Source organism: Methylocaldum sp. GT1TLB, assembly GCF_051027445.1.
Lineage (GTDB): Bacteria > Pseudomonadota > Gammaproteobacteria > Methylococcales > Methylococcaceae > Methylocaldum.
The window spans coordinates 2,456,710-2,477,000 of the sequence record NZ_CP194898.1 but is presented as its reverse complement, the minus strand read 5'-3'; the positions used below and the strand labels follow the sequence as shown (position 1 = coordinate 2,477,000).

22 protein-coding genes and 1 tRNA gene are annotated in these 20,291 nt (G+C 55.0%); 21 read left to right on the top strand and 2 right to left on the bottom strand.

Annotation, left to right across the window (positions count from 1 at the left end; all coding sequences use genetic code 11):
- The first annotated feature begins 9 nt into the window (after positions 1-9).
- From recA to lpxB, 15 genes are all read left to right on the top strand, one after another.
- Positions 10-1,059 carry a recombinase RecA gene (recA, locus tag ACR2R1_RS10655; protein ID WP_077731254.1) on the top strand — a complete coding sequence of 350 codons (1,050 nt, stop codon included), beginning with the start codon at positions 10-12 and terminating at the stop codon, positions 1,057-1,059.
- Between the two features lie 17 nt (positions 1,060-1,076).
- Positions 1,077-1,517, top strand: a complete 441-nt coding sequence (locus ACR2R1_RS10650) for a regulatory protein RecX (RefSeq protein WP_168175468.1) — start codon at positions 1,077-1,079, stop codon at positions 1,515-1,517.
- Positions 1,518-1,557: 40 nt separating this feature from the next.
- Entirely contained in the window at positions 1,558-4,158 is a 2,601-nt protein-coding gene (gene alaS, locus ACR2R1_RS10645) for an alanine--tRNA ligase (protein WP_434114087.1), read from the top strand.
- Positions 4,159-4,183: 25 nt separating this feature from the next.
- Positions 4,184-5,413 (top strand): aspartate kinase, encoded by a 1,230-nt coding sequence (locus ACR2R1_RS10640; protein ID WP_347257224.1) that lies wholly within the window; start codon positions 4,184-4,186, stop codon positions 5,411-5,413.
- A gap of 133 nt (positions 5,414-5,546) precedes the next feature.
- Positions 5,547-5,753 (top strand): carbon storage regulator CsrA, encoded by a 207-nt coding sequence (gene csrA / locus ACR2R1_RS10635; protein ID WP_077731250.1) that lies wholly within the window; start codon positions 5,547-5,549, stop codon positions 5,751-5,753.
- A gap of 24 nt (positions 5,754-5,777) precedes the next feature.
- Positions 5,778-5,870, top strand: a tRNA-Ser gene (locus tag ACR2R1_RS10630).
- Between the two features lie 225 nt (positions 5,871-6,095).
- On the top strand, positions 6,096-6,359 hold the full coding sequence (rpsP, locus tag ACR2R1_RS10625; protein WP_077731249.1) for a 30S ribosomal protein S16: 264 nt from the start codon (positions 6,096-6,098) through the stop codon (positions 6,357-6,359).
- A gap of 26 nt (positions 6,360-6,385) precedes the next feature.
- Positions 6,386-6,886, top strand: coding sequence for a ribosome maturation factor RimM (gene rimM, locus ACR2R1_RS10620; protein ID WP_240507009.1), 501 nt, complete (start codon positions 6,386-6,388; stop codon positions 6,884-6,886).
- 12 nt (positions 6,887-6,898) lie between these two features.
- The gene (gene trmD / locus ACR2R1_RS10615; protein ID WP_086134462.1) at positions 6,899-7,648 is read left to right on the top strand and encodes a tRNA (guanosine(37)-N1)-methyltransferase TrmD; all 750 of its coding nucleotides are present in this window, start codon (positions 6,899-6,901) and stop codon (positions 7,646-7,648) included.
- Between the two features lie 11 nt (positions 7,649-7,659).
- Positions 7,660-8,010 (top strand): 50S ribosomal protein L19, encoded by a 351-nt coding sequence (gene rplS / locus ACR2R1_RS10610; protein ID WP_077731246.1) that lies wholly within the window; start codon positions 7,660-7,662, stop codon positions 8,008-8,010.
- 193 nt (positions 8,011-8,203) lie between these two features.
- Entirely contained in the window at positions 8,204-9,067 is an 864-nt protein-coding gene (xerD, locus tag ACR2R1_RS10605) for a site-specific tyrosine recombinase XerD (RefSeq protein WP_240502572.1), read from the top strand.
- 27 nt (positions 9,068-9,094) lie between these two features.
- Positions 9,095-9,883 carry an acyl-ACP--UDP-N-acetylglucosamine O-acyltransferase gene (lpxA, locus tag ACR2R1_RS10600; protein ID WP_205781085.1) on the top strand — a complete coding sequence of 263 codons (789 nt, stop codon included), beginning with the start codon at positions 9,095-9,097 and terminating at the stop codon, positions 9,881-9,883.
- Between the two features lie 51 nt (positions 9,884-9,934).
- Positions 9,935-10,870 (top strand): Gfo/Idh/MocA family oxidoreductase, encoded by a 936-nt coding sequence (locus ACR2R1_RS10595; RefSeq protein WP_434114082.1) that lies wholly within the window; start codon positions 9,935-9,937, stop codon positions 10,868-10,870.
- A 106-nt stretch (positions 10,871-10,976) separates the two neighbouring features.
- Entirely contained in the window at positions 10,977-12,074 is a 1,098-nt protein-coding gene (locus ACR2R1_RS10590) for a DegT/DnrJ/EryC1/StrS family aminotransferase (protein ID WP_347257222.1), read from the top strand.
- Complete coding sequence (lpxB, locus tag ACR2R1_RS10585) at positions 12,067-13,272, top strand: lipid-A-disaccharide synthase (protein WP_434114079.1); 1,206 nt, start codon at positions 12,067-12,069, stop codon at positions 13,270-13,272. Before ACR2R1_RS10590 ends, lpxB begins: the two co-directional genes overlap by 8 nt.
- Here lpxB and ACR2R1_RS10580 read toward each other — a convergent pair.
- A complete protein-coding gene (locus ACR2R1_RS10580; RefSeq protein ID WP_434114077.1) occupies positions 13,248-15,059 on the bottom strand; it encodes a GGDEF domain-containing protein in 1,812 nt (603 codons plus the stop codon). The genes lpxB and ACR2R1_RS10580 overlap by 25 nt on opposite strands.
- A 223-nt stretch (positions 15,060-15,282) precedes the next feature.
- On the opposite strand from ACR2R1_RS10580, the gene ACR2R1_RS10575 reads away from it, so the two are divergent.
- From ACR2R1_RS10575 to ACR2R1_RS10555, 5 genes are all read left to right on the top strand, one after another.
- Positions 15,283-15,780 carry a GreA/GreB family elongation factor gene (locus ACR2R1_RS10575; protein WP_077731240.1) on the top strand — a complete coding sequence of 166 codons (498 nt, stop codon included), beginning with the start codon at positions 15,283-15,285 and terminating at the stop codon, positions 15,778-15,780.
- Positions 15,781-15,783: 3 nt separating this feature from the next.
- On the top strand, positions 15,784-16,497 hold the full coding sequence (locus ACR2R1_RS10570) for a M48 family metallopeptidase (protein ID WP_077731239.1): 714 nt from the start codon (positions 15,784-15,786) through the stop codon (positions 16,495-16,497).
- Between the two features lie 4 nt (positions 16,498-16,501).
- Positions 16,502-16,993 carry a protein disulfide oxidoreductase gene (locus ACR2R1_RS10565; RefSeq protein ID WP_347257221.1) on the top strand — a complete coding sequence of 164 codons (492 nt, stop codon included), beginning with the start codon at positions 16,502-16,504 and terminating at the stop codon, positions 16,991-16,993.
- Between the two features lie 36 nt (positions 16,994-17,029).
- Positions 17,030-18,007: an NAD(P)H-quinone oxidoreductase gene (locus tag ACR2R1_RS10560; RefSeq protein WP_434114234.1), complete on the top strand. Its 978-nt coding sequence runs from the start codon at positions 17,030-17,032 to the stop codon at positions 18,005-18,007.
- Between the two features lie 61 nt (positions 18,008-18,068).
- A complete protein-coding gene (locus ACR2R1_RS10555; protein ID WP_133717925.1) occupies positions 18,069-18,782 on the top strand; it encodes a tetratricopeptide repeat protein in 714 nt (237 codons plus the stop codon).
- 12 nt (positions 18,783-18,794) lie between these two features.
- On the opposite strand, the gene ACR2R1_RS10550 is transcribed toward ACR2R1_RS10555, so the two are convergent.
- Positions 18,795-19,106 carry a pyrimidine/purine nucleoside phosphorylase gene (locus ACR2R1_RS10550; RefSeq protein ID WP_434114073.1) on the bottom strand — a complete coding sequence of 104 codons (312 nt, stop codon included), beginning with the start codon at positions 19,104-19,106 and terminating at the stop codon, positions 18,795-18,797.
- A 178-nt stretch (positions 19,107-19,284) separates the two neighbouring features.
- Here ACR2R1_RS10550 and ACR2R1_RS10545 point away from each other — a divergent pair, with 178 nt between their 5' ends.
- Positions 19,285-20,247 carry a carotenoid biosynthesis protein gene (locus tag ACR2R1_RS10545; RefSeq protein ID WP_077731234.1) on the top strand — a complete coding sequence of 321 codons (963 nt, stop codon included), beginning with the start codon at positions 19,285-19,287 and terminating at the stop codon, positions 20,245-20,247.
- The last annotated feature ends 44 nt before the right edge of the window (positions 20,248-20,291 follow it).

Genomic DNA, 20,291 nt, shown 5'->3' with positions numbered 1-20,291 from the left:
ATTAATCTAATGGACGAAAACAAAAAGAAAGCGTTGAGTGCAGCGCTTTCGCAAATCGAAAAGCAGTTTGGCAAAGGGTCCGTGATGCGGATGGGGGATGTCCCCGCAATGCGTGACCTCGAAGTCATTCCCACGGGCTCGCTGTCTCTCGATATCGCATTGGGCTGCGGCGGTTTGCCTCGCGGACGTATCGTAGAAATATACGGTCCCGAATCATCCGGCAAGACGACTCTGACGCTCGAAGTCATTGCTCAGGCTCAAAAGCGGGGCGGGGTTGCGGCTTTCGTCGATGCCGAGCACGCCCTAGACCCCGTTTACGCGGAAAAAATTGGTGTCAATCTGGACGATTTGCTGGTATCCCAGCCCGATACCGGCGAGCAGGCACTGGAAATCGCCGACATGTTGGTTCGGTCGGGCGGCGTCGACATCGTCGTGATCGACTCAGTGGCGGCTTTAACGCCTAAAGCGGAAATCGAAGGCGAAATGGGCGACTCCCATGTCGGTCTTCAGGCTCGTTTGATGTCTCAGGCGCTGCGAAAACTTACGGCCAATATCAAGCGCTCGAATACTTTGGTCATTTTCATCAATCAGATCCGCATGAAGATCGGCGTTATGTTCGGCAATCCGGAGACGACAACCGGCGGAAATGCACTCAAATTTTACGCTTCGGTTCGTCTCGATATTCGCCGTTTGGGGGCGATCAAGAATGGTGACGAAGTGGTCGGCAACGAGACTCGTGTCAAGGTGGTGAAGAACAAAGTGGCGCCTCCGTTCAGGAATGCGGATTTCGAAATTCTTTACGGCGAAGGCGTTTCCCACGAAGGCGAATTGGTCGATTTGGGCGTGAATTACGGCATTCTGCAGAAGTCGGGCTCCTGGTACAGTCTCGGAGCGGAGCGTATCGGTCAAGGTAAGGATAACGCTCGCAATTTCCTGAAAGAGCGTCCGGAGTTGGCTGAAAGCATCGAGTCTAAGATTCGTGAAAAAGCCTTCGGCAGCAGCGCCCCTGCAGTGGGGCAGGTCGCTGCGTCCGATCCGCTTGAGGAGGCCGGATCCTGAGCGACGTTCCCGACTCGTTGCAGGCGGTAAAGGCTGCGGCCCTGCGTTATCTTTCACATCGCGAATGCAGCAGTGCGGAGCTGCGGCAGAAGCTTTGCCGCAAGGGGTATTCGGAAGCCGTGGTTGAGCAAGTCGTTGCAGATCTGGCATCTCAAGGCTTGCAGAGCGATGGGCGTTTCGCTGAAGTGTTCGCGCGCAGTCGCGCCGAAAAGGGATACGGAGCGTACCGGATTAGACAGGAGTTGCGACAGCACGGCGTCGACGTGGATAAATCGCTGGAAAATGATCGGGATTGGGACGCGTTGATCCATAAAACTTATGTCAAAAGGTATGGCGAGACCATTCCGGATTCGCTCCTAGAGCGTGCGGCGCGGGAGCGCTTTCTTAGGCGACGTGGCTTCGAATCGGATCAGATCCGCCGCTTGTTCAAACGCTTGAGATATCCTGACAGCGAATAATCCTCACAAGAATAAGAATGAAACCATCGGTAGCAGCGAAATGACCAGCGCAGAACTGCGTTCACTTTTTTTGAAGTATTTCGAGGAGCGGCAACATACGGTCGTTCCATCCAGCTCGTTGATTCCGGCCGATGATCCTACTCTGCTGTTCACGAACGCGGGTATGGTTCAATTCAAAGACGTGTTTTTGGGGCGAGAAGAGCGTCCGTACGTTCGCGCGGCCTCGGCGCAACGCTGCGTAAGAGCGGGTGGTAAGCACAACGACTTGGAAAACGTTGGATATACGGCGCGCCATCATACGTTCTTCGAGATGCTGGGGAATTTCAGCTTCGGCGATTATTTCAAGCGTGATGCGATTCATTACGCGTGGGAATTTTTGACCGGGGTTTTGAAGCTGCCGGCCGAGCGGCTCTGGGTTACGGTTTACGACCAGGATAAGGAAGCCGAGGCGATCTGGCTTAACGATGTAGGCGTTGATCCAACACGGTTTGCACGCATAGGCTCTAAGGATAACTTCTGGAGCATGGGCGACACGGGGCCCTGTGGCCCTTGTACCGAAATTTTCTATGACCATGGCGAAGGGATTCCGGGAGGTCCGCCCGGTTCGCTCAACGAGGATGGCGATAGGTACATCGAAATCTGGAATCTCGTATTCATGCAGTACGATCGTGCTCCGGATGGAACGCTTACGCCATTGCCTAGGCCGTCGGTCGATACAGGTATGGGCTTGGAGCGGATTGCTGCCGTCGTTCAAGGCGTACACAGCAATTACGAAATCGACATCTTTAAGGCTTTGATAAGGGCCGCAGCGGATCTTGCGCGAGTCGGAAGCACCGACAACAGCTCGTTGAGAGTACTGGCCGATCATATTCGCTCGTGTGCTTTCCTGATTGCCGACGGCGTTTTGCCGTCCAACGAGGGGCGCGGCTATGTGCTCCGTCGTATCATTCGAAGAGCGATTCGCCACGGTTACAAGCTGGGGATTCGCGAGACCTTCTTTTACCGGTTGGTTGGTCCGCTTTGCGCTCAGATGGGTGATGCGTATCCGGATTTGGCTGCGGCGCGGTCCATGGTGGAGCAAGTCCTAAAGAAGGAAGAAGAGCGTTTTGCCGAAACCTTGGAGCAAGGGATGAGAGTTCTGGAAGCCCATCTCAAGGGGATGAGCGGCAAGACGATTTCCGGCGATGCTGTGTTTCAGCTTTATGACACCTACGGCTTTCCGGTTGATTTAACAGCCGATTTTGCCCGTGAGCATGGTCTGATTTTGGACCTGGAAGGTTTCGAGAAAGCAATGGAGGAGCAGCGGGAGCGCGCGCGCGCGGCCAGTCATTTCGGCGTCGATTACTCCCACGATGTACATCTCGACGTACGCTGTGAATTCACCGGTTATAAGAGTTCGCATGAGGAGACAGCCGTTGAGGCGGCGCTACGGGATGGCAAGCCCGTTGAGACTCTATCGGCCGGCGAGGAAGGCATTCTGATTTTGGCCAAAACTCCGTTCTACGCCGAGTCTGGTGGACAGGTCGGCGATCGAGGCATCATTCGCGCGGGCGACAATCTGTTCGAAGTATCGGATACCCAGAAGAAGACCGGCGATTTGATTCTTCATATCGGGCGAGTATTGAAAGGCGAGTTCAAAGCCGGTTCGATTTGCGAGGCGGAAGTCGATGTCGAGTCTCGCAATGCTACGGCGCTCAATCATTCCGCGACTCACTTGCTGCACGCGGCATTAAGGAAAGTTTTAGGGGATCACGTGACTCAGAAGGGCTCCCTGGTTGATCCCGACCGGTTACGTTTCGATTTTTCCCACTTTGCGCCGGTAACGGCGGAGCAAATCGAGACGATCGAACGGTTGGTGAATGAACAGATTCGTGCCAACAATGCCGTAACGGCGGAAATGATGCCGAGGGAGGCCGCCATCAAGGCGGGAGCGATGGCCTTGTTTGGTGAGAAGTATGGCGATAACGTGCGTGTCCTTCGGATCGGCGATTTTTCGACCGAATTGTGCGGCGGAATTCATGTCAAACGCGCTGGTGACATTGGCTTGTTTAAGATCGTGAGCGAAACCGGAGTGGCAGCCGGAGTTCGTAGAATCGAAGCGGTTACAGGTGAGGCCGCTGTCGATTGGATAGAGAAAAACGATCGCATCTTGCTGTCTCTCGAAGAGAGAGTGAAAGCCGGGCGGGACGCTTTGGATGAAAAAGTGAACCAGCTTCTCGAAAGAAATCGTTCTTTGGAGAAGGAATTGGACCGACTCAAAGCAAAGCTGGCGAGTGCCGCAGGTGATGATCTGGTCTCTCGGGCGATATCGGTCGACGGAGTGAAAGTTTTGGCGGCAAAAGTGGAAGAAAGCGATCCGAAAGGGCTCCGGGATATGGTCGATCAACTCAGGAATAAGCTGGGGAGTGCAGCGATCGTACTGGGGTCGGTCAAAGAGGATAAGGTGACGCTGATCGCCGGAGTAACCAAAGATCAGATAAACCGGATCAAGGCTGGGGATTTGGTTAACGCAGTGGCCGTGCAGGTCGGCGGAAAAGGTGGCGGCCGAGCCGATATGGCTCAAGCTGGAGGGACCAATCCGGCAATGCTGGACGCAGCGCTGAAGAGCGTACCGGATTGGGTGCGGCGCCATACAGCATAATCACAGACAGACTTCTCAGAAGAACATGGCCTTATACGTACACAAATACGGCGGTACGTCGGTGGGTAGTACCGAGCGAATACGACATGTCGCCGACAACATCGTCAAGGCGCGAGGGAGAGGCGAGGACATCGTTGTTGTCGTATCTGCAATGAGTGGAGAAACCAATCGTCTGGTGACCTTGGCTCAGGAGATTCAAGCGCGTCCCGAGCCGCGGGAAATGGATGTACTGCTCGCTACGGGTGAGCAGATCACCATAGCTCTTCTGTGCATGGCTCTGCACGAAAAGGGCATCCCGGCATGCTCATACACTGGCGGGCAAGTCAGAATCGTCACCGACCGCGCCCATACGAAGGCGCGTATTTTGAATATCGACACCGATCGCATCTTGAGTGATCTCGGTCGGGGCAGGGTGGTGGTGGTAGCCGGTTTTCAAGGCATCACCGAGGATGGTGATATCACCACATTGGGGCGCGGCGGGTCGGATACCACGGCGGTAGCCCTGGCTGCGGCGCTCAAAGCGAGTGAGTGCTTGATCTACACCGACGTGGATGGTGTTTACACCACCGATCCGCGCGTTGAGCCGCGCGCCAGGCGGCTGGACCGAATTACATTCGAAGAAATGTTAGAAATGGCGAGTTTGGGATCGAAAGTATTGCAGATTCGATCAGTCGAGTTCGCCGGTAAATACAATGTCCCTCTACGGGTGCTTTCGAGTTTTAAGGAAGGCCCTGGCACGTTGATCAGTTACGAGGAAGAAAACGTGGAAAAGCCGCTAATTTCCGGCATAGCGTTCAATCGAGACGAAGCTAAGCTGACCATTATGGGTGTGCCCGATCGTCCAGGCATCGCCTATAAAATCCTTGGTCCCATCGCAAATGCGAATATTGAAGTCGATATGATTGTCCAAAATATCGGAGAGGACGGCACAACCGATTTCACGTTTACAGTGCATCGCAATGACTATGGAAAAGCTTTGGACATTCTGCATAGCACTTGCGCCGAACTCGGCGCGCGCGAAGTTGCTGGTGATGACAAGATTGTCAAAGTATCCTTGGTTGGTGTCGGGATGCGCTCGCACGCCGGGATTGCCAGCAAGATGTTCGAGGCTCTTGCAAAAGAGGGGATCAATATCCAGATGATATCGACCTCCGAAATCAAGATTTCTGTAGTTTTGAATGAAAAATATCTGGAACTCGCAGTTCGGAGTTTGCACGAAGCCTTTAATCTCGATCAGTCGGTGGAAGCGGCGTGAGGTCAAATTTTCATTATAAACATAAGAAAAACTGATATAATATAGCGCTTAACCGTTTGTGTTGGTTGGCTTGGTGTTGCGGCAAGCGGCACCATTTTAAGGTAGGTCACGAGCGACCGGAAAGGAAGGATTTATGTTGATATTGACTCGTAGAGTCGGTGAGACTCTGATGATCGGGGATGATGTAACGGTTACCGTATTAGGGGTAAAAGGTAATCAGGTTCGCATTGGTGTGAACGCGCCCAAGGAAGTTTCTGTGCATCGGGAAGAGATCTATGAGCGCATAAAAAGAGAGCAGCAGGCTCAAACACCAGAAAAAACAGCTGAGCATACGGAATAAGTCGATTATAATCTCGTCAGTTTCGGAGAGATGGCCGAGAGGCTGAAGGCGCTCCCCTGCTAAGGGAGTATAGGGTCAAAAGCTCTATCGAGGGTTCGAATCCCTCTCTCTCCGCCATTCCATTAAAGCGCAGAAGATCTCGAGTGGCGATTACCCGGTTCGGGTGGGTTCGGGAGCTGCGAGTCTGTTTTCAATCTAGCCCGTATGACGCAAATCTGTTTCAATTTTGGCGCTGAGTCTTGGTTTGGCATGATTTTGGCGGCCAAGTCTTCACATAAACAGGTTTTTCGGTAAAATATCTGGTTTTTTCGGGTTGTTCTTGCATCCTTAAGAGGAAATTTAATGGTCACGATTCGTCTTGCCCGTGGTGGCGCAAAAAAGCGCCCTTTCTATCATGTCGTTGTTGCCGACAGCAGATGTAAACGAGATGGTCGTTACATTGAGCGAGTTGGGTTTTTTAACCCGATCGCTTCCGGGAAAGACGAAAGACTGCGTTTAAATGATGCGCGTGTTCAGTATTGGCTGAGTCAAGGCGCCAAGACGACCGAACGGGTTCACTCCTTGATTAAGGAATTTCGGAAAGGCGCAGACTCGGCTGCGGCTTAAATTTATTCCCGCGACACAGGTTTACAGTGGCGCGGCAGATTGTCGCCGGTGAAGTGTTGGGTGCGTTTGGCGTCCGAGGGTGGGTAAGAGTTCGCTCACATACCGATCCGCCAGACAATATCTTGAGTTATTCGCCGTGGCTGATCGGCGATGAGAAAGCTCAAAAGGAATTTAAGATCGTCGGCGGGCGCCGGCATGGGAACACGGTCGTAGCGCATCTGGAGGGTGTGGATAACCGTGACCAAGCGTTGCAGTTATCTACGCTGAATATCTTCGTTAACAGAGAACAGTTTCAGCCAACGAAGCCAGGCGAATATTATTGGGCGGATTTGATCGGGCTTGAGGTCCGTACGACATCCGGCATTAGTCTGGGTGCCGTGACCGGCATGATGGAAACCGGTGCGAACGATGTTATGACGGTTCACGGCGAGCGAGAGCGCTTGATCCCTTTTGTGGTCGGCGAATTCGTTAAGAGTGTCGACTTGAATGAGGGTGTTCTAATCGTAGATTGGGATCCGGATTTTTAGAGCCGTAGCTCAATGCGTTTCGATGTCGTTACCCTGTTCCCCGAAATGGTCGAAAGTGCCGCCAGGTGCGGTGTAACCGGGCGGGCAATCGAAAGAGGGATTGTCGATCTCAAGCTCTGGAATCCGCGGGACTGGACCTCGGATCGGCATAGAACGGTAGATGATCGTCCCTACGGCGGTGGGCCGGGCATGGTTATGAAAGTCGAGCCGTTGCGCAGTGCAATCCGTGCGGCACGAGCTGACTCGAATCTAGCCGCAAAGACGATTTATTTGAGCCCGCAAGGCGGTTTGTTGACTCAAGATGTTGTCGTTCGTCTTTCTCGGCAGCCGAGACTTGTTCTGGTTGCCGGACGCTACGAGGGAGTCGACGAGCGCCTGATCGAAGCCGAAATCGACGAAGAGTGGTCGATAGGTGACTATGTCTTGAGCGGTGGCGAGTTGGCGGTGCTGGTGATGTTCGATGCGGTGGTTAGATTGCTGCCTGGTGTTTTAGGGCATGCAGATTCGGCTGTTCAGGACTCGCACATGGCGGGGTTGTTGGATTGCCCCCATTACACTCGGCCTGAAATGCTCGATGGCCGGCGAGTTCCTGAGATTTTGCAGAGTGGAGACCATGCTGCGATCAGACGCTGGCGCTTGAAGCAGTCCCTGGGCCGAACTTGGTTAAGAAGACCAGATTTATTAGCTAAGCTTGAGCTCGATGCGGAGCAGCGGAATTTGCTGGAAGAGTTTAAACACGAATTGAAAGCCGGAACGAATTAAGGGGAATCGCAATGTCCAGTCACATTATTCAGCAACTTGAGCGCGAATGGATGAGCCAGAAAACGGTCCCGGACTTTGGTCCAGGCGACACCGTGGTCGTACAGGTGAAGGTGAAAGAGGGAAATCGCGAGCGCCTGCAGGCCTATGAAGGCGTGGTCATCGCCAAGCGGAACAGGGGATACAATTCCGCTTTCACGGTGCGTAAAATTTCTCATGGCGAGGGCGTGGAAAGGGTTTTCCAAACCTATAGTCCTCAGGTCCAGGATATTCAGGTTAAGCGCCGCGGCGACGTTCGTCGCGCGAAACTTTATTATCTCCGCAGCCGCACCGGCAAGGCCGCCCGTATCAAAGAAAAAATTTGATCGGAACGAGAAATCGCCGCGGCGATTGATGCGGGAATCGAGGACGGGCAGCGAGCGCTGCCCGTTTGTCGTATGGGGACCGAGATAAATCAGGCGCGTTTTGTGAAAACGCCATCGTTCATAAGGCATGAAGGCTGTTGGCTCGATTGAACCTCGCATTGCCGATTCGGATGGTGATCTGATCCGGCGTTTCATGAACGCCCTCTGGGTCGAAGAAGGATTAAGCGAGAACACTCAAAAAGCGTACGGAAGTGACGTCAGCCTGTTTGCCGTTTGGTTGAGCAATACGCACAAAAAATCGCTTTGCCAGGTAGAGGCGGGCGAGATAGAAGGCTACTTGGCGCTGAAATATCGTCAGAAGGCGAGTGAGCGGACCAGCGCCCGACTCCTTTCGAGCCTGCGGAAGTTTTACTTATTCGCCACTCGCGAAGGCTGCGTAGATAGAGATCCGACCGTGTCCATAGAGGCGCCTCGCATCGGGCGCCCGCTACCGAAAACGCTCACGGAGAAGGATGTGGAAGCCTTGCTGGAGGCTCCGAACACCGATGAGCCTTTAGGCTGCCGGGATCGGGTTATGCTGGAAGTCCTTTATGCCACCGGACTTCGTGTAAGCGAATTGGTCGGGCTTACGCTCGGGCAATTGAATCTCCGCCAAGGTGTCGTTCGCGTAGTGGGTAAGGGACGCAAGGATCGCTTGGTACCCATCGGCGAAGAGGCGGAAGATTGGGTGAACCGTTACCTGAAGTCGGCACGGCCGATGATCCTGAGGGGGAGACGCAGCGACGATGTGTTCGTCACGGATCGCGGAGCCGCAATGACGCGCCAGGCCTTTTGGCACCTCATTAAGCGCTATGCTTTGCTGGCCGGCATTCATAAGCCGCTTTCGCCCCATACTTTGAGACACGCTTTCGCTACACATTTGCTGAATCATGGCGCTGATCTTCGGGTGGTTCAACTCTTATTAGGGCACAGTGATTTGTCGAGCACACAAATTTATACCCACGTCGCCCAGGAGCGCTTAAAAGACCTTCACGCCCGCTGTCATCCGCGCGGTTGAAACCGTTCTGAGCTTAGCCGAGGATTTATGATTGCGAATATACATCCTACCGCCTGCATCGCTCCGGATGCCAAACTAGGGATAGGCGTTTCGGTGGGTCCTTACGCCGTGATTGAGAGCCGCACCGAAATCGGGGAAGGTTGTCGCATCGAGGCCCATGCCGTCATTCATTCGTACGTTCGCATGGGTAGGAACAACCACGTCTGTCCACAGGCGGTCATCGGCGGATTGCCCCAGGATCTGGGGTTCGATCCTCTAACGGAAACCTATGTGGAGATTGGCGACGCCAATGTTTTTCGCGAAGGCGTGACCGTGAGTAGAGCCACCCGAAAGGGCGACGCTACGCGGATCGGCGCGAATAACTATCTGATGAACAATAGTCACGTGGCACACGACTGCCGGCTGGGCGACAACAATATTTTCGCCAGCGGTGCCACACTCGGCGGCCATGTTCAGGTAGGGGACCGGGTTTTTTTCGGGGGCGGGGTCATGGTTCACCAGTTCTGCCGCATCGGTAGCTTCGCGATCTTGCAGGGACTTGCGGGTATCAATAGAGACGTTATTCCCTTTACGATGGTAGGTGGAAGACCGGGTAAGCATTATCGGCTGAACCTGGTAGGTATGCGGCGCGCGGGGATCGACGGAGAACGTCTGAAAGCCGTATCGACCGCCTACCGGCGTTTGCGGAACAAAAAGAGCCTGGACGACTTGCCGGATACGCCGGAACTGGCCTATCTTCGACGTTGGCTGGCGGAAGAATCGAAGCGCCACGGGACTTTGGGGTTTATCGATATACATGCCCGTGGTGAAGATTGAATCGGTCGATACATCGACGCATCCACTTTCTTTCTCAGTTTAAAAAGCGCCATGAGTTCACTGAAATGTGCCGTGATCGGAGTCGGTTACTTGGGGAAGTTCCACGCGGAAAAATATGCTGCACTTCCTGATTGCGAATTGGTCGCCGTAGTCGATACGGATCTGCGGACAGCCCAAGCCGTAGCGGATAAGACCGGTAGCCAGGCGCTGACTGACTACCGGGAACTGCTCGGCCGAGTCGATGCCGTGAGCATCGTGGTACCGACCAGCTTGCATCACCAAGTGGCCAAGGATTTCTTGGCGGTGGGAGCGCATGTGCTGGTGGAAAAGCCGATCACGGTGACGGTAGAGGAGGCCGATGAGCTTATCCGCATCGCCGAAGAAAAGTGCCGCGTGCTCATGGTGGGGCATCTGGAACGCTTCAACGCCGCTCTATTGGCTCTCGATCTGACCGAGGACAAGCCGATTTTTATCGAATCGCACCGTTTGGCGCCGTTCAAACCACGCGCCAACGACGTCAGCGTAGTGCTTGATCTTATGATCCACGATATCGATATCATCCTGGATTTGGTCGATTGTGAAGTCGACCGCATCGACGCCAAAGGCGTGCCGGTATTGACCGGTGACGTCGATATCGCCAACGCGCGCATTGCGTTCAAGAATGGCAGCGTGGCCAACGTTACGGCCAGCCGCGTCAGCCAGAAAGTCGAACGCAAGATGCGTATGTTCATGCCCAATGCTTATATTTCCGTTGATTTCCAAAATCGCGCGCTGACGCGCCATCGTAAAGGTGATGGCGAGATGTTTCCCGGCATACCGGAAATCGTCAGTGAAGAGTCCGTGTTCGACAACGGAGATGCTCTGATGGAGGAGATCAAGCATTTCGTCGCTTGCATCCGGAACGGACGCGAGCCTTTAGTGTCCGGGCATGCCGGACGGCGCGCTCTGGCAACGGCTACCGAAATCACCCGGCTACTCAACGCCTGACCATTCACGCCTGAATGGTTTTCCTGCCCCTGGCGCTGCGGTCGCGGGGGCATAATGTCGCTACGCAACGCTTGTCATGACAACGCCTACAGGAGAGATAGATCTCATGATCCCCATGGTCGACCTAAAAGCCCAATATCTGCAAATCAAGGACGAAATCGATCAAAGCTTGAGGCAGGTCTTGGATAGCTGCGCCTTTGTTCTGGGGCCGAACGTCAAGGCCTTTGAAGAGGAAACGGCGGCTTATCTGGGGGTCAAGCACGCGATCGGTGTCGCTTCGGGAACCGACGCCCTGCATTTGGCCCTTTTGGCAGCCGGTATCGGCGAAGGGGACGAGGTCATTACGACACCGTTTACCTTTATCGCGACGGCGGAAGCCATTCGCTACGTTGGCGCCAAGCCTGTTTTCGTGGACATCGATCCCAAGACCTTCAATATCGATCCTGATGCCATCGAGGCGGCGATCACCGAAAAGACTGCGGCCGTCATGCCGGTACACTTGTTTGGCCAGCCGGCGGACATGCAGCGGATTTCCGCGATCTGCGAAAAGCACGGGCTCAGGATGGTGGAAGACTGCGCCCAGTCGTTCGGCGCATCCATCGGCGGGCAGCAGACCGGCAGCTTCGGCGTGAGCGCCGGATTCAGCTTTTTTCCGAGCAAGAATCTCGGCTGCTATGGCGATGGCGGTTTGGTCACCACGAATGAGGATGATATCGCCGACAAGGTCAAGGTGTTGCGTAACCACGGGTCCGAGGTGCGGTACTACCACGACGTGATCGGTTACAACAGCCGGCTCGACGAATTGCAGGCGGCAATCCTGCGCATCAAGCTGCGACGTATCGACGATTTCAACCACAATCGCCGCCGTGTTGCCCATCTGTATTCGGACCTGATGGCGGATCTGCCGGTAACCACGCCTTATGAGGACGGCATAGGCGTACACGTTTACCATCAGTACACACTGCTGACCGACCGGCGCGACGCCGTCATGCAGGCACTCCAGAAGTCCGGCATCGCCTGCGCGGTTTATTATCCGGTGCCGTTGCATCGGCAGAAGGTATTTGCCGAAGAGTGTGCCGGGCTAACTCTGCCGGTCACGGAAGCGGTCGCGGCGCGTTGCCTGTCCTTGCCCATTTACCCCGAACTTCAGGAAGCCGATGTCCGCCGCATCGAGTCGGTCATCCGTGCGGCTTTGAATGACTGAGCGCTCGCCTCTCGTCATGTTGAGCGCCGGAGAAGCGTCCGGCGACCTCCATGCCGCCCATCTATTTCGGGAGCTCAAAAAACTCATCCCGAACCTCCGCGGCATCGGCATGGGCGGCGTCAGAATGCGCGAGGCGGGGATTGAACTCCGTTGCGACTCCACCCATCTCGCCGTCATCGGGCTCGCCGAAGTGGCCAAGCATTACGGTGAAATTCGGCGAGCGCTCCGTTCGATGCAGCAGATAGCTTGCGAAGAGAAACCGGATTTGCTGATCTGTGTCGACTACAAGGAGTTCAACTTTCGTTTGGCGCGGAAGGCAAAGGAATGCGGCGTCAAAGTCCTGTTCTATGTGAGTCCGCAGGTTTGGGCTTGGCGCCCTGGGCGGGTGAAGAGCTACGGCCGGATCGTGGACCACATGGCGGTGATATTCCCGTTCGAAGTGCCGTTCTACGAGGCCTATAAAATACCGGTGACCTACGTGGGCCATCCTTTGGCGGGAAAGGTAAAGCCCTCCATGGAGCGATCCGAAGCTATGGCTAAATTCGGATTTGCGGGCAAACGCCCGGTTATCGGACTGTTGCCGGGTAGCCGGGTCAACGAGATTAACCGGCTTATGCCTGTCATTCTCGACGCCGCGGGACGGTTGGCGCACGAGTTTCCGGGAGCGCAATTCGTTCTTTTTCGCGCCCCTTCGATATCGGACGAGTTGCTGCACAGCCATCTTGCGCTTAGCGATCTACCCGTCCGCGTGATCGAAGGGCAGGATTACGATGCCCTGCAATGCTGCGATGCCGTGATCACCGTTTCCGGCACCGCGACGCTTGAAGTGGCATTGCTGGGTATACCGATGGCAATCGTCTATCGGCTGACTCCGCTCAGTTATTGGTTGGGGCGCCTGCTGGTCCGCATCCCTTATATCGGATTGCCGAACATTTTGGCGGGTCGTCATGTGGTCCGCGAGTTTATTCAGCACGATGCGGCGCCGGACAATATCGCCGGCGAGATCACCCGAATTCTTCGGGATCACGATTATGCAGAAGCGATGCGGCAGGCGCTCAGGCAAATCAGGGACGACTTGGGAGACAAGAATGGCGCGCTCAAACTCGCGCAGCTGGCAGCGGAAATGCTGAACTTGGAATCGAAGCCGAAAGCGGCATCCGATCAATCAGTCAGTCAGTGCATGAACAACTTGGTTTGAATGGCGATTTCTTCCAGGGTCGAAGTCAGATTGATTCGTTCTTCGCTCTCGAGATTTTCGATGTACATCGCGTTGCCGCAAGATTCCTTAGCCTTCTTTTTGGCTATCGATGCCAGTTCGGCGATAACTTCCTTGGTCAAGCCATTCTGACTCGCGGCCACCGGCAAAATGCCGATCGAAAGAGATACGAAAGGAAAATATCGTTTCTCTCCATACCTGTCGCACGCTTCGATGCCGCCGATTTGTCGGTCTTTGGCGGTGTAATGTTCCGGTACGAGCGTCTCGAAGGTTTGTAACAGGTGTCGACAGCGTTCTTTCCAGTCGGCGCTCCGGAACAGGACGATAAAATCGTCGCCGCCGATATGCCCTACAAAGTCCAAATCGGTATCGGCCGTTTCTGTCATGAGTCGGCCCACAAGCTGGATGAGATCGTCGCCGCGTAAATAGCCATAAACGTCATTGTAAGCTTTGAAGTAATCGATATCGCAATATGCGACGACGAAATCCTCTCGATTACGCAGGAACTCATCCAGTTTCTGTTGAATCAAAACACTACCGGGCAATAGTGTCAGCGGGTTCGCGTAGCGGGCTTTAGTGATCTGCAAATCGGTGATCGTGCTCAGGAGATCCAGAAGAGTGCCTTTGCCGATCAAACGTCCGTTTTCCGTAATAATGAATTCGTCCGTTTGGTGATTGACCGCGCTGGTCAGGCAGCGACTGACGTCCTCGAGGGATGTGTGGAGGTCGAACTTGAGCGTTGGCCTGAAGGCGAATTCCTGTATGGGTTTTCGACCATGCAAGTCGCGTCCGTATCGGCTCGCCAAGAGATTCATCAGGTCGTTGCGCAAAATCAGTCCCAAGGGTTCGCCAGTGTCTACAATGGCCACCGATTGGAGCGTTTCACTGATTCGGAAGAGATCGCCGACTTCTTCCATGGTTGATTGTGGCGATATGGTCGGAACTTCTTTCAACAGGTGTGCGATAGTCAGCTTTTCCGAATAAACGTTGCGTTTTTGTCGGTCACTGAACAGTTGCGGGTTAAGCGCGATATCGGGAGTCTTTTTCGGTGGAGCAAAATAGAATCCCTGGGCCATGTCGATGCCCAGGTTGCGCAAGGCAGCATATTCGTGTTTATGTTCGATACCCTCGGTTATAGTCTGGCAACCCAGAGACTTGGCGATTTCTATGATGGACTTGATGAATTGGCGCTTGGTTTGGTCTTCGTCGACGCCCTCGATGAAATGCCGATCGATCTTGACGAAATCCGGATTCAGCTCTGACCAGAGCTTAAGACTGGAATGGCCGGCTCCGAGGTCGTCCAAGGCGACTTTGAAACCCATTCCGCGATAGTGCTGGAGGGCATGCTGAAAAACTGTCCAGTCTTGAATGGGTTGCGTTTCGGTGATTTCGACAACGACGCGATCCGGATCCAATTTGTGATTCTGTAGGTACATGAGTGTTCGTCCGTGAATGAATTCGTCGTCGGTCAAGGTAATGGGATTGATGTTGACGAAGAGATGTCCCGACAGAGCGAGTTTGGCGAATTGGCGGATGATGAGCTTGCGGCACAGAAAGTCCAGTTCCACCAGGCGCCCATACTTGGCCGCCGCGGCGAACAGAACGTTGGGCCTATGTAGCAAAGATTCGGACGGTCCTCGAATTAAGCCCTCATATCCAAAAATCGCTTGTTTATCCAATACGACTATCGGCTGAAACAAAACGGTTAGCTGTTCCAGCGCGAGAATACGATCCAGCAGGCTTTTGACGTGGACTTCTTGCTTCTGCACCTAGGACTCGTCGCGATCGGTGAATGAGGCAGTCGTTTAATGATGAACTATAGCAGTTTGTATCATTTTGACCGACAAATATGACAGCAAACGTTTTAGGAACGTGTAAACATAAATTGCAACTGGCCTTGGCATTGGCTTCGGCAATGACGCCGAATGCCTCGGCACTTCCGGGCACGGGATTTTTCCATGCCTCTCTCGGTAAGATTTTGAGGTGGTTATCATGAGTCGCGCTTTTGTCAAAGAACCGGATGGCGAACAGCTTGGTGACGATCTTCCCGAACGGCCTCGGAGCTCGTATACCAATTATGTTACTCCGCAGGGATTGGCGCAGCTGCAACGGCGGGTTCGCGAGCTTAGTGCGCAAAAAGAGGCCCTGATTGGGAACGACGATCTGGGCGCCCGGCAACAGCTTAAGCAGGTGGAGCGCGATTTGCACTATTACGAGGAGCGTGTTCAAAGCGCCGTGGTGGTGCAGCCGGAAGCCCAGTCCGACGACAAGGTACGCTTCGGTTCAACGGTCGAGGTTCTCGATTCCGACGGCCAGACGCTGCGTTTTACCATCGTTGGCGAGGACGAGGCGGATGCGACTCATGAGAAGATCAGCTGGATGTCGCCTTTGGCACGGGCTTTACTGGAGGCTCAAGTGGGGGATGTAGTGACGTGGAAGAGACCGGTGGGGGATAAGGAATTGGAAGTCGTCGCGATTCGAAAAGGCTAGGCCGTGTCGTCAGGCTTTCCTTTGCCTTACAGCATTCGCCATAGCCGACGGGCCAAGCATCTTCGTTTGGTCGCGAAACCCGAAGGAATCGAGCTCGTCGTGCCGCCCACGATCAGCGAAGCTCGAGCCCTGGCGTTCTTGCACAAGCATCGCGACTGGGCCGAACGCAAGCTTTCGGAGATGCGTTCGACGACTGCTCAATCCGGGCCGGCGCAGCGTTTGGAGAACGGTTCGACCGTTCCGTTTCAAGGTCGTGAAGTGCCGCTCGTGATCCGCGAGCATACCGGGCGGCGGACGCATATCCAGTATGATGGCCATTTCCTGGTCTCCGTACCTGCGGGTACGGAGAACCAGCCGCATCTCGCCAGGAATGCACTTTTTAACTGGACGAAGTTGTGGATACGAGATCAGGCCGGATTCATCATACAAAGACATGCTGTTCGCTTCGGATTGTATCCGCGTCAAATCAGGGTCAAGCGGATGAGTAGCCGATGGGGGAGTTGCGGCCCTAGGAACGACATCAACCTGAACTGGCTTCTGGCTTTTGCGCCGCCGTCGGTATTGGAATACGTGGTTGTGCATGAACTATGTCACATCCGCCATCGGAATCACTCGGCCGATTTCTGGGCCTTAGTCGCCCGGCATCTGCCCGCCTATTCCGGCGAACGCCAGTGGCTGCGCCAGAACGGTGCTGCTCTTTTGAGACGGTTCGAGTAGCGCCGTGGCAAACAAGCTGAAGCAAATAGTGGTATTCGGCAGTACCGCGGTTGTGCTGTACATCGGTGTGCAGTTGATCGCCACTCGCAGCTTGGTGTCCGGGATGCCGCCCCCGATACGGGCAACTGCTTTGGACGGCACGGCGTTGGATGTACCCAAGCCGGAAGGACGGCCGGCCGTAATCTACTTTTGGGCGAGTTGGTGTCAGATCTGCAAGGCGATGCAGAGCTCCATTCGATCATTGGCACGAGATACGCCGCTGGTCAGCGTGGCGCTGCTTTCCGGGGACGAAACCGAGGTCCGTGAGTACGTCAAGCGGGAAGGATTCGAGTTTCCGGTAGTTCTCGACCAGGATGGCGCTATCGGCAGAGACTACGGAATTCGGGGTGTGCCGGCCGTGTTTATTTTGGGTCCTGACGGTCATATTCGTTTTTCCACCATCGGCTACACCAGCGAATTGGGGCTTCGGTTTCGGCTTTGGCTGGCGGGTCTATAGGAGTTTTTTGATTTGACTGGTATTTTCCCCGGCACGATGGCGGCCGTCGAGATCGCCCAATCGGGCGGTCCGGAGGTTTTGCAGTTGTGTCGGCGACCGATGCCGCAGCCGGGGCCTGGCGAAGTGCTGATCAAGGTAGCTGCGGCCGGGGTGAACCGGCCGGATGTCATGCAGCGCAAAGGGCTTTACCCGCCTCCGCCGGAAGCGTCCGATATACCGGGCTTGGAAGTCGCGGGCAAAGTGGTAGCTTTGGGCGAAAGCGTGCGTGAGCCCGCCATCGGCGAATCGGTTTGTGCCCTGGTGAGCGGCGGGGGATATGCTGAATATTGCGTGGCCGCCGCGGCACTCTGTTTACCTATGCCGAAAGGATTTGGGCCGATCGATGCCGCCGCCATGCCTGAGACGTTTTTCACGGTCTGGACCAATGTATTCGAGCGGGGCGGGCTGAAACCCGGAGAAAGCATGCTGGTACACGGGGGCAGCAGCGGCATCGGCACCACGGCGATTCAATTGGCCCGTGCATTCGGCGCCAGCGTGTTCGTAACCGCGGGAAGCGCGGAAAAATGCCGGTTCTGCGAGCAGCTCGGGGCTACCGCGATCAACTATCGCGAGGAAGACTTCGTCGACCGCATCAGGGCACTGACCGAGAGCAAGGGCGTAAACCTGATTCTCGATATGATCGGCGGCCCTTATCTCCAGCGGAATCTCAGTTGTCTCGCCGCAGATGGCCGCTTGGTCGTGATCGCGGTTCAGGGCGGACCCAAGGCGGAAATCAACCTGCTCCCCATTTTTTTGAACCGTCTGACCTTGACCGGCTCAACCTTGCGGCCGCGGAGCGTGGAAGAGAAGGCCACGATTGCCGATGCGCTGAGGCGGAAAGTGTGGCCGCTGCTCGAATCGGGTCAGGTCAAGCCGGTGGTGCACGCCACGTTTACCTTGGCCAAGGCAGCAGAAGCCCATCGACTGATGGAAAGCAGCCGGCATATGGGCAAGATCGTCTTGTCGGTCGCTTGAGTGCGGACAGGCTAGCGGCTTGCGCGCTTTTTTAGCTGAATTCAAGAAACCGGAATAAATCGTGATCTCAGTTGGCTACAAGAAATTTCCAGTTCTGACGTTATTGGCGGCGAGCGTCTGGCTGGTCTCCCCGGCATCGGCTTGGGCCGGATTCGAGGAAGGTATGGCGGCCATCGAACGGCGTGACTATTCCGCGGCCTTCGCTGAATTCAAGCCTATGGCGGAGCAGGGCATGCCGGAAGCTCAAGTCAATTTGGGCAATCTTTACATGAAAGGGCTAGGTGTGCCGCTGGACTATGTCGAGGCGCGGCACTGGTACGAGCAAGCGGCCAGGCAAGGCGATACAACGGCCGAAAGCAAGCTCGGCGTTCTTTACTTCTATGGTCTGGGAGCTCCGATCGACATGGGCGAAGCTGCGCGTTGGTTCAGCAAAGCGGCCGAGCAGGGCGATGCCAGCGCCCAAGCCGTGCTGGGTTCGCTTTATGCATCCGGCAACGGCATCGACAAGGACAATGCTCAGGCGTATTTCTGGTACACGCTTGCGGCAGAACAGGGTAATCAGAACGCGGCCGATGCCAAGGACAGCCTGGTCGAGGAAATGGCTCCCGGCGAAATGGCCCTGGCTTTGGACCGTCTCGCCGAGTGGCAGAAGCAAAAGGAGAATGCTGAGGCGCTTTCGCTAGAGAAGCCAAAGGCAAAAAACGCGCACGTTAAGAAAGCATCGAAGAAAGCGACTCAAAAGACCAAGATGAACCGCAAGAGCCAATCGCGTTAGTTTTTGTTTGTCTCAGGCGAAGTGGCAAACATAATCCAGCATGTCAATCACTTCGATATCGAATCGGCTGTTGCCAGGAATTTCAAATGAATCGCCGGCCCCGTAAGTTTTCCATTCTGTCTCGCCCGCTAAGCGCACTCGGCAAGCGCCGGCATTAATTTCCATGATTTCCGGCGCGGCGGTGCTGAAAGTCAGGGCCGACGGGAAGATCACGCCGACGGTCTTGCGGCTGCCGTCCGGAAAAAGGACGGTATGGCTGACGCATTTGCCGTCGAAATAGACATTGGCTTTCTTGACGACGCTGACGTTGTCGAATTGCGACATGGTGGCTCCTTAAAAACAAAGGCCGCCATTATACGTGACGGTTCGGCGTCTTGAAGAATCTCGCGGTTTCACGGAGAGCGTAATCGATATCGAGTTGGTGAATGAGCATTCAGGCCACCTGGCCGTCAAAGTCCTTGCCGGTTAATATGAAAGGTTTCGTAAACCTCGCACCTGTCGAATGTTCGAGCAACTCCTCTGGTCCTTGATCCATCGTCCGTACATCACGGTTTTTCTGATCGCATTCCTGCTGCTTTCCTGGCTGGAGCAAGGCGCTCGGCGAACGGTGATCTGGGTGATCAGCAGCTATTTGGTGGCTCTGCTGGCCGAATGGGGGAGCATCAACCATGGAATTCCGTTCGGGAAGTATGTCTACCATTACGAGGCGCTGAGCAACGATTTGGTCGTTTTTGGCGTTCCGTTCTTCGACAGCCTGTCGTTTTCATTTCTCAGCTATGTCAGTTTCTCGCTGGCGCAGTTCTTTATGTCTCCCCTATGGATCAAGGCGTACGACGTGCAGCGCGTAACCTCGGTAGAGGTCCGAAATTCGGTGTCGGTGTTGCTGCTCGGTGCATTTCTTATGCTGGTCGTCGACCTTATCGTCGACCCGATCGCCAACCTCGGCAAATATTGGTTCTTGGGGGACATTTATCATTATCCTGACCCTGGCGTTCATTTCGGCGTGACCCTCGAAAATTACGCCGGCTGGTATATCGTCGCGACGGTGACGATTTTGCTGAATCAGCGCATCGATCGGCTGTTGCTGGACCGGGAGCAAAGGCGCGGAGAGCCGGTTAGACTGGTCTATGTGCCGTTGAAGGGATTGTTCGCTCCGTGTTTCTGGAGCGGCATCGTGATTTTTCAACTGGGAGTGACTTACTGGCTCGCCTATGGGGTAGAGGCGGTTCCCGATCAAGAACAATTGAAGTTACAGGCGCTGACCGGCAGCTTCATCATCGCGCCGATCCTGGTACTCGCCGCGGCGCAGCTGACCAAGCCTTCCAACCGTGTAAAGGGCGACGATATACGGGAACGAATCGGTACCTATCCGTTGGGTTCTGCTGTCCGCAGCGACGACGAACCACGCGGGGCGTCGCCGCCGGCAACGCTCGTTGCGGCGTCGCAAGACCATGAAGGTTTTTGACAGCTCCGGCGTCGCACAAACCGGCGCGGCCCACATCCGACCGG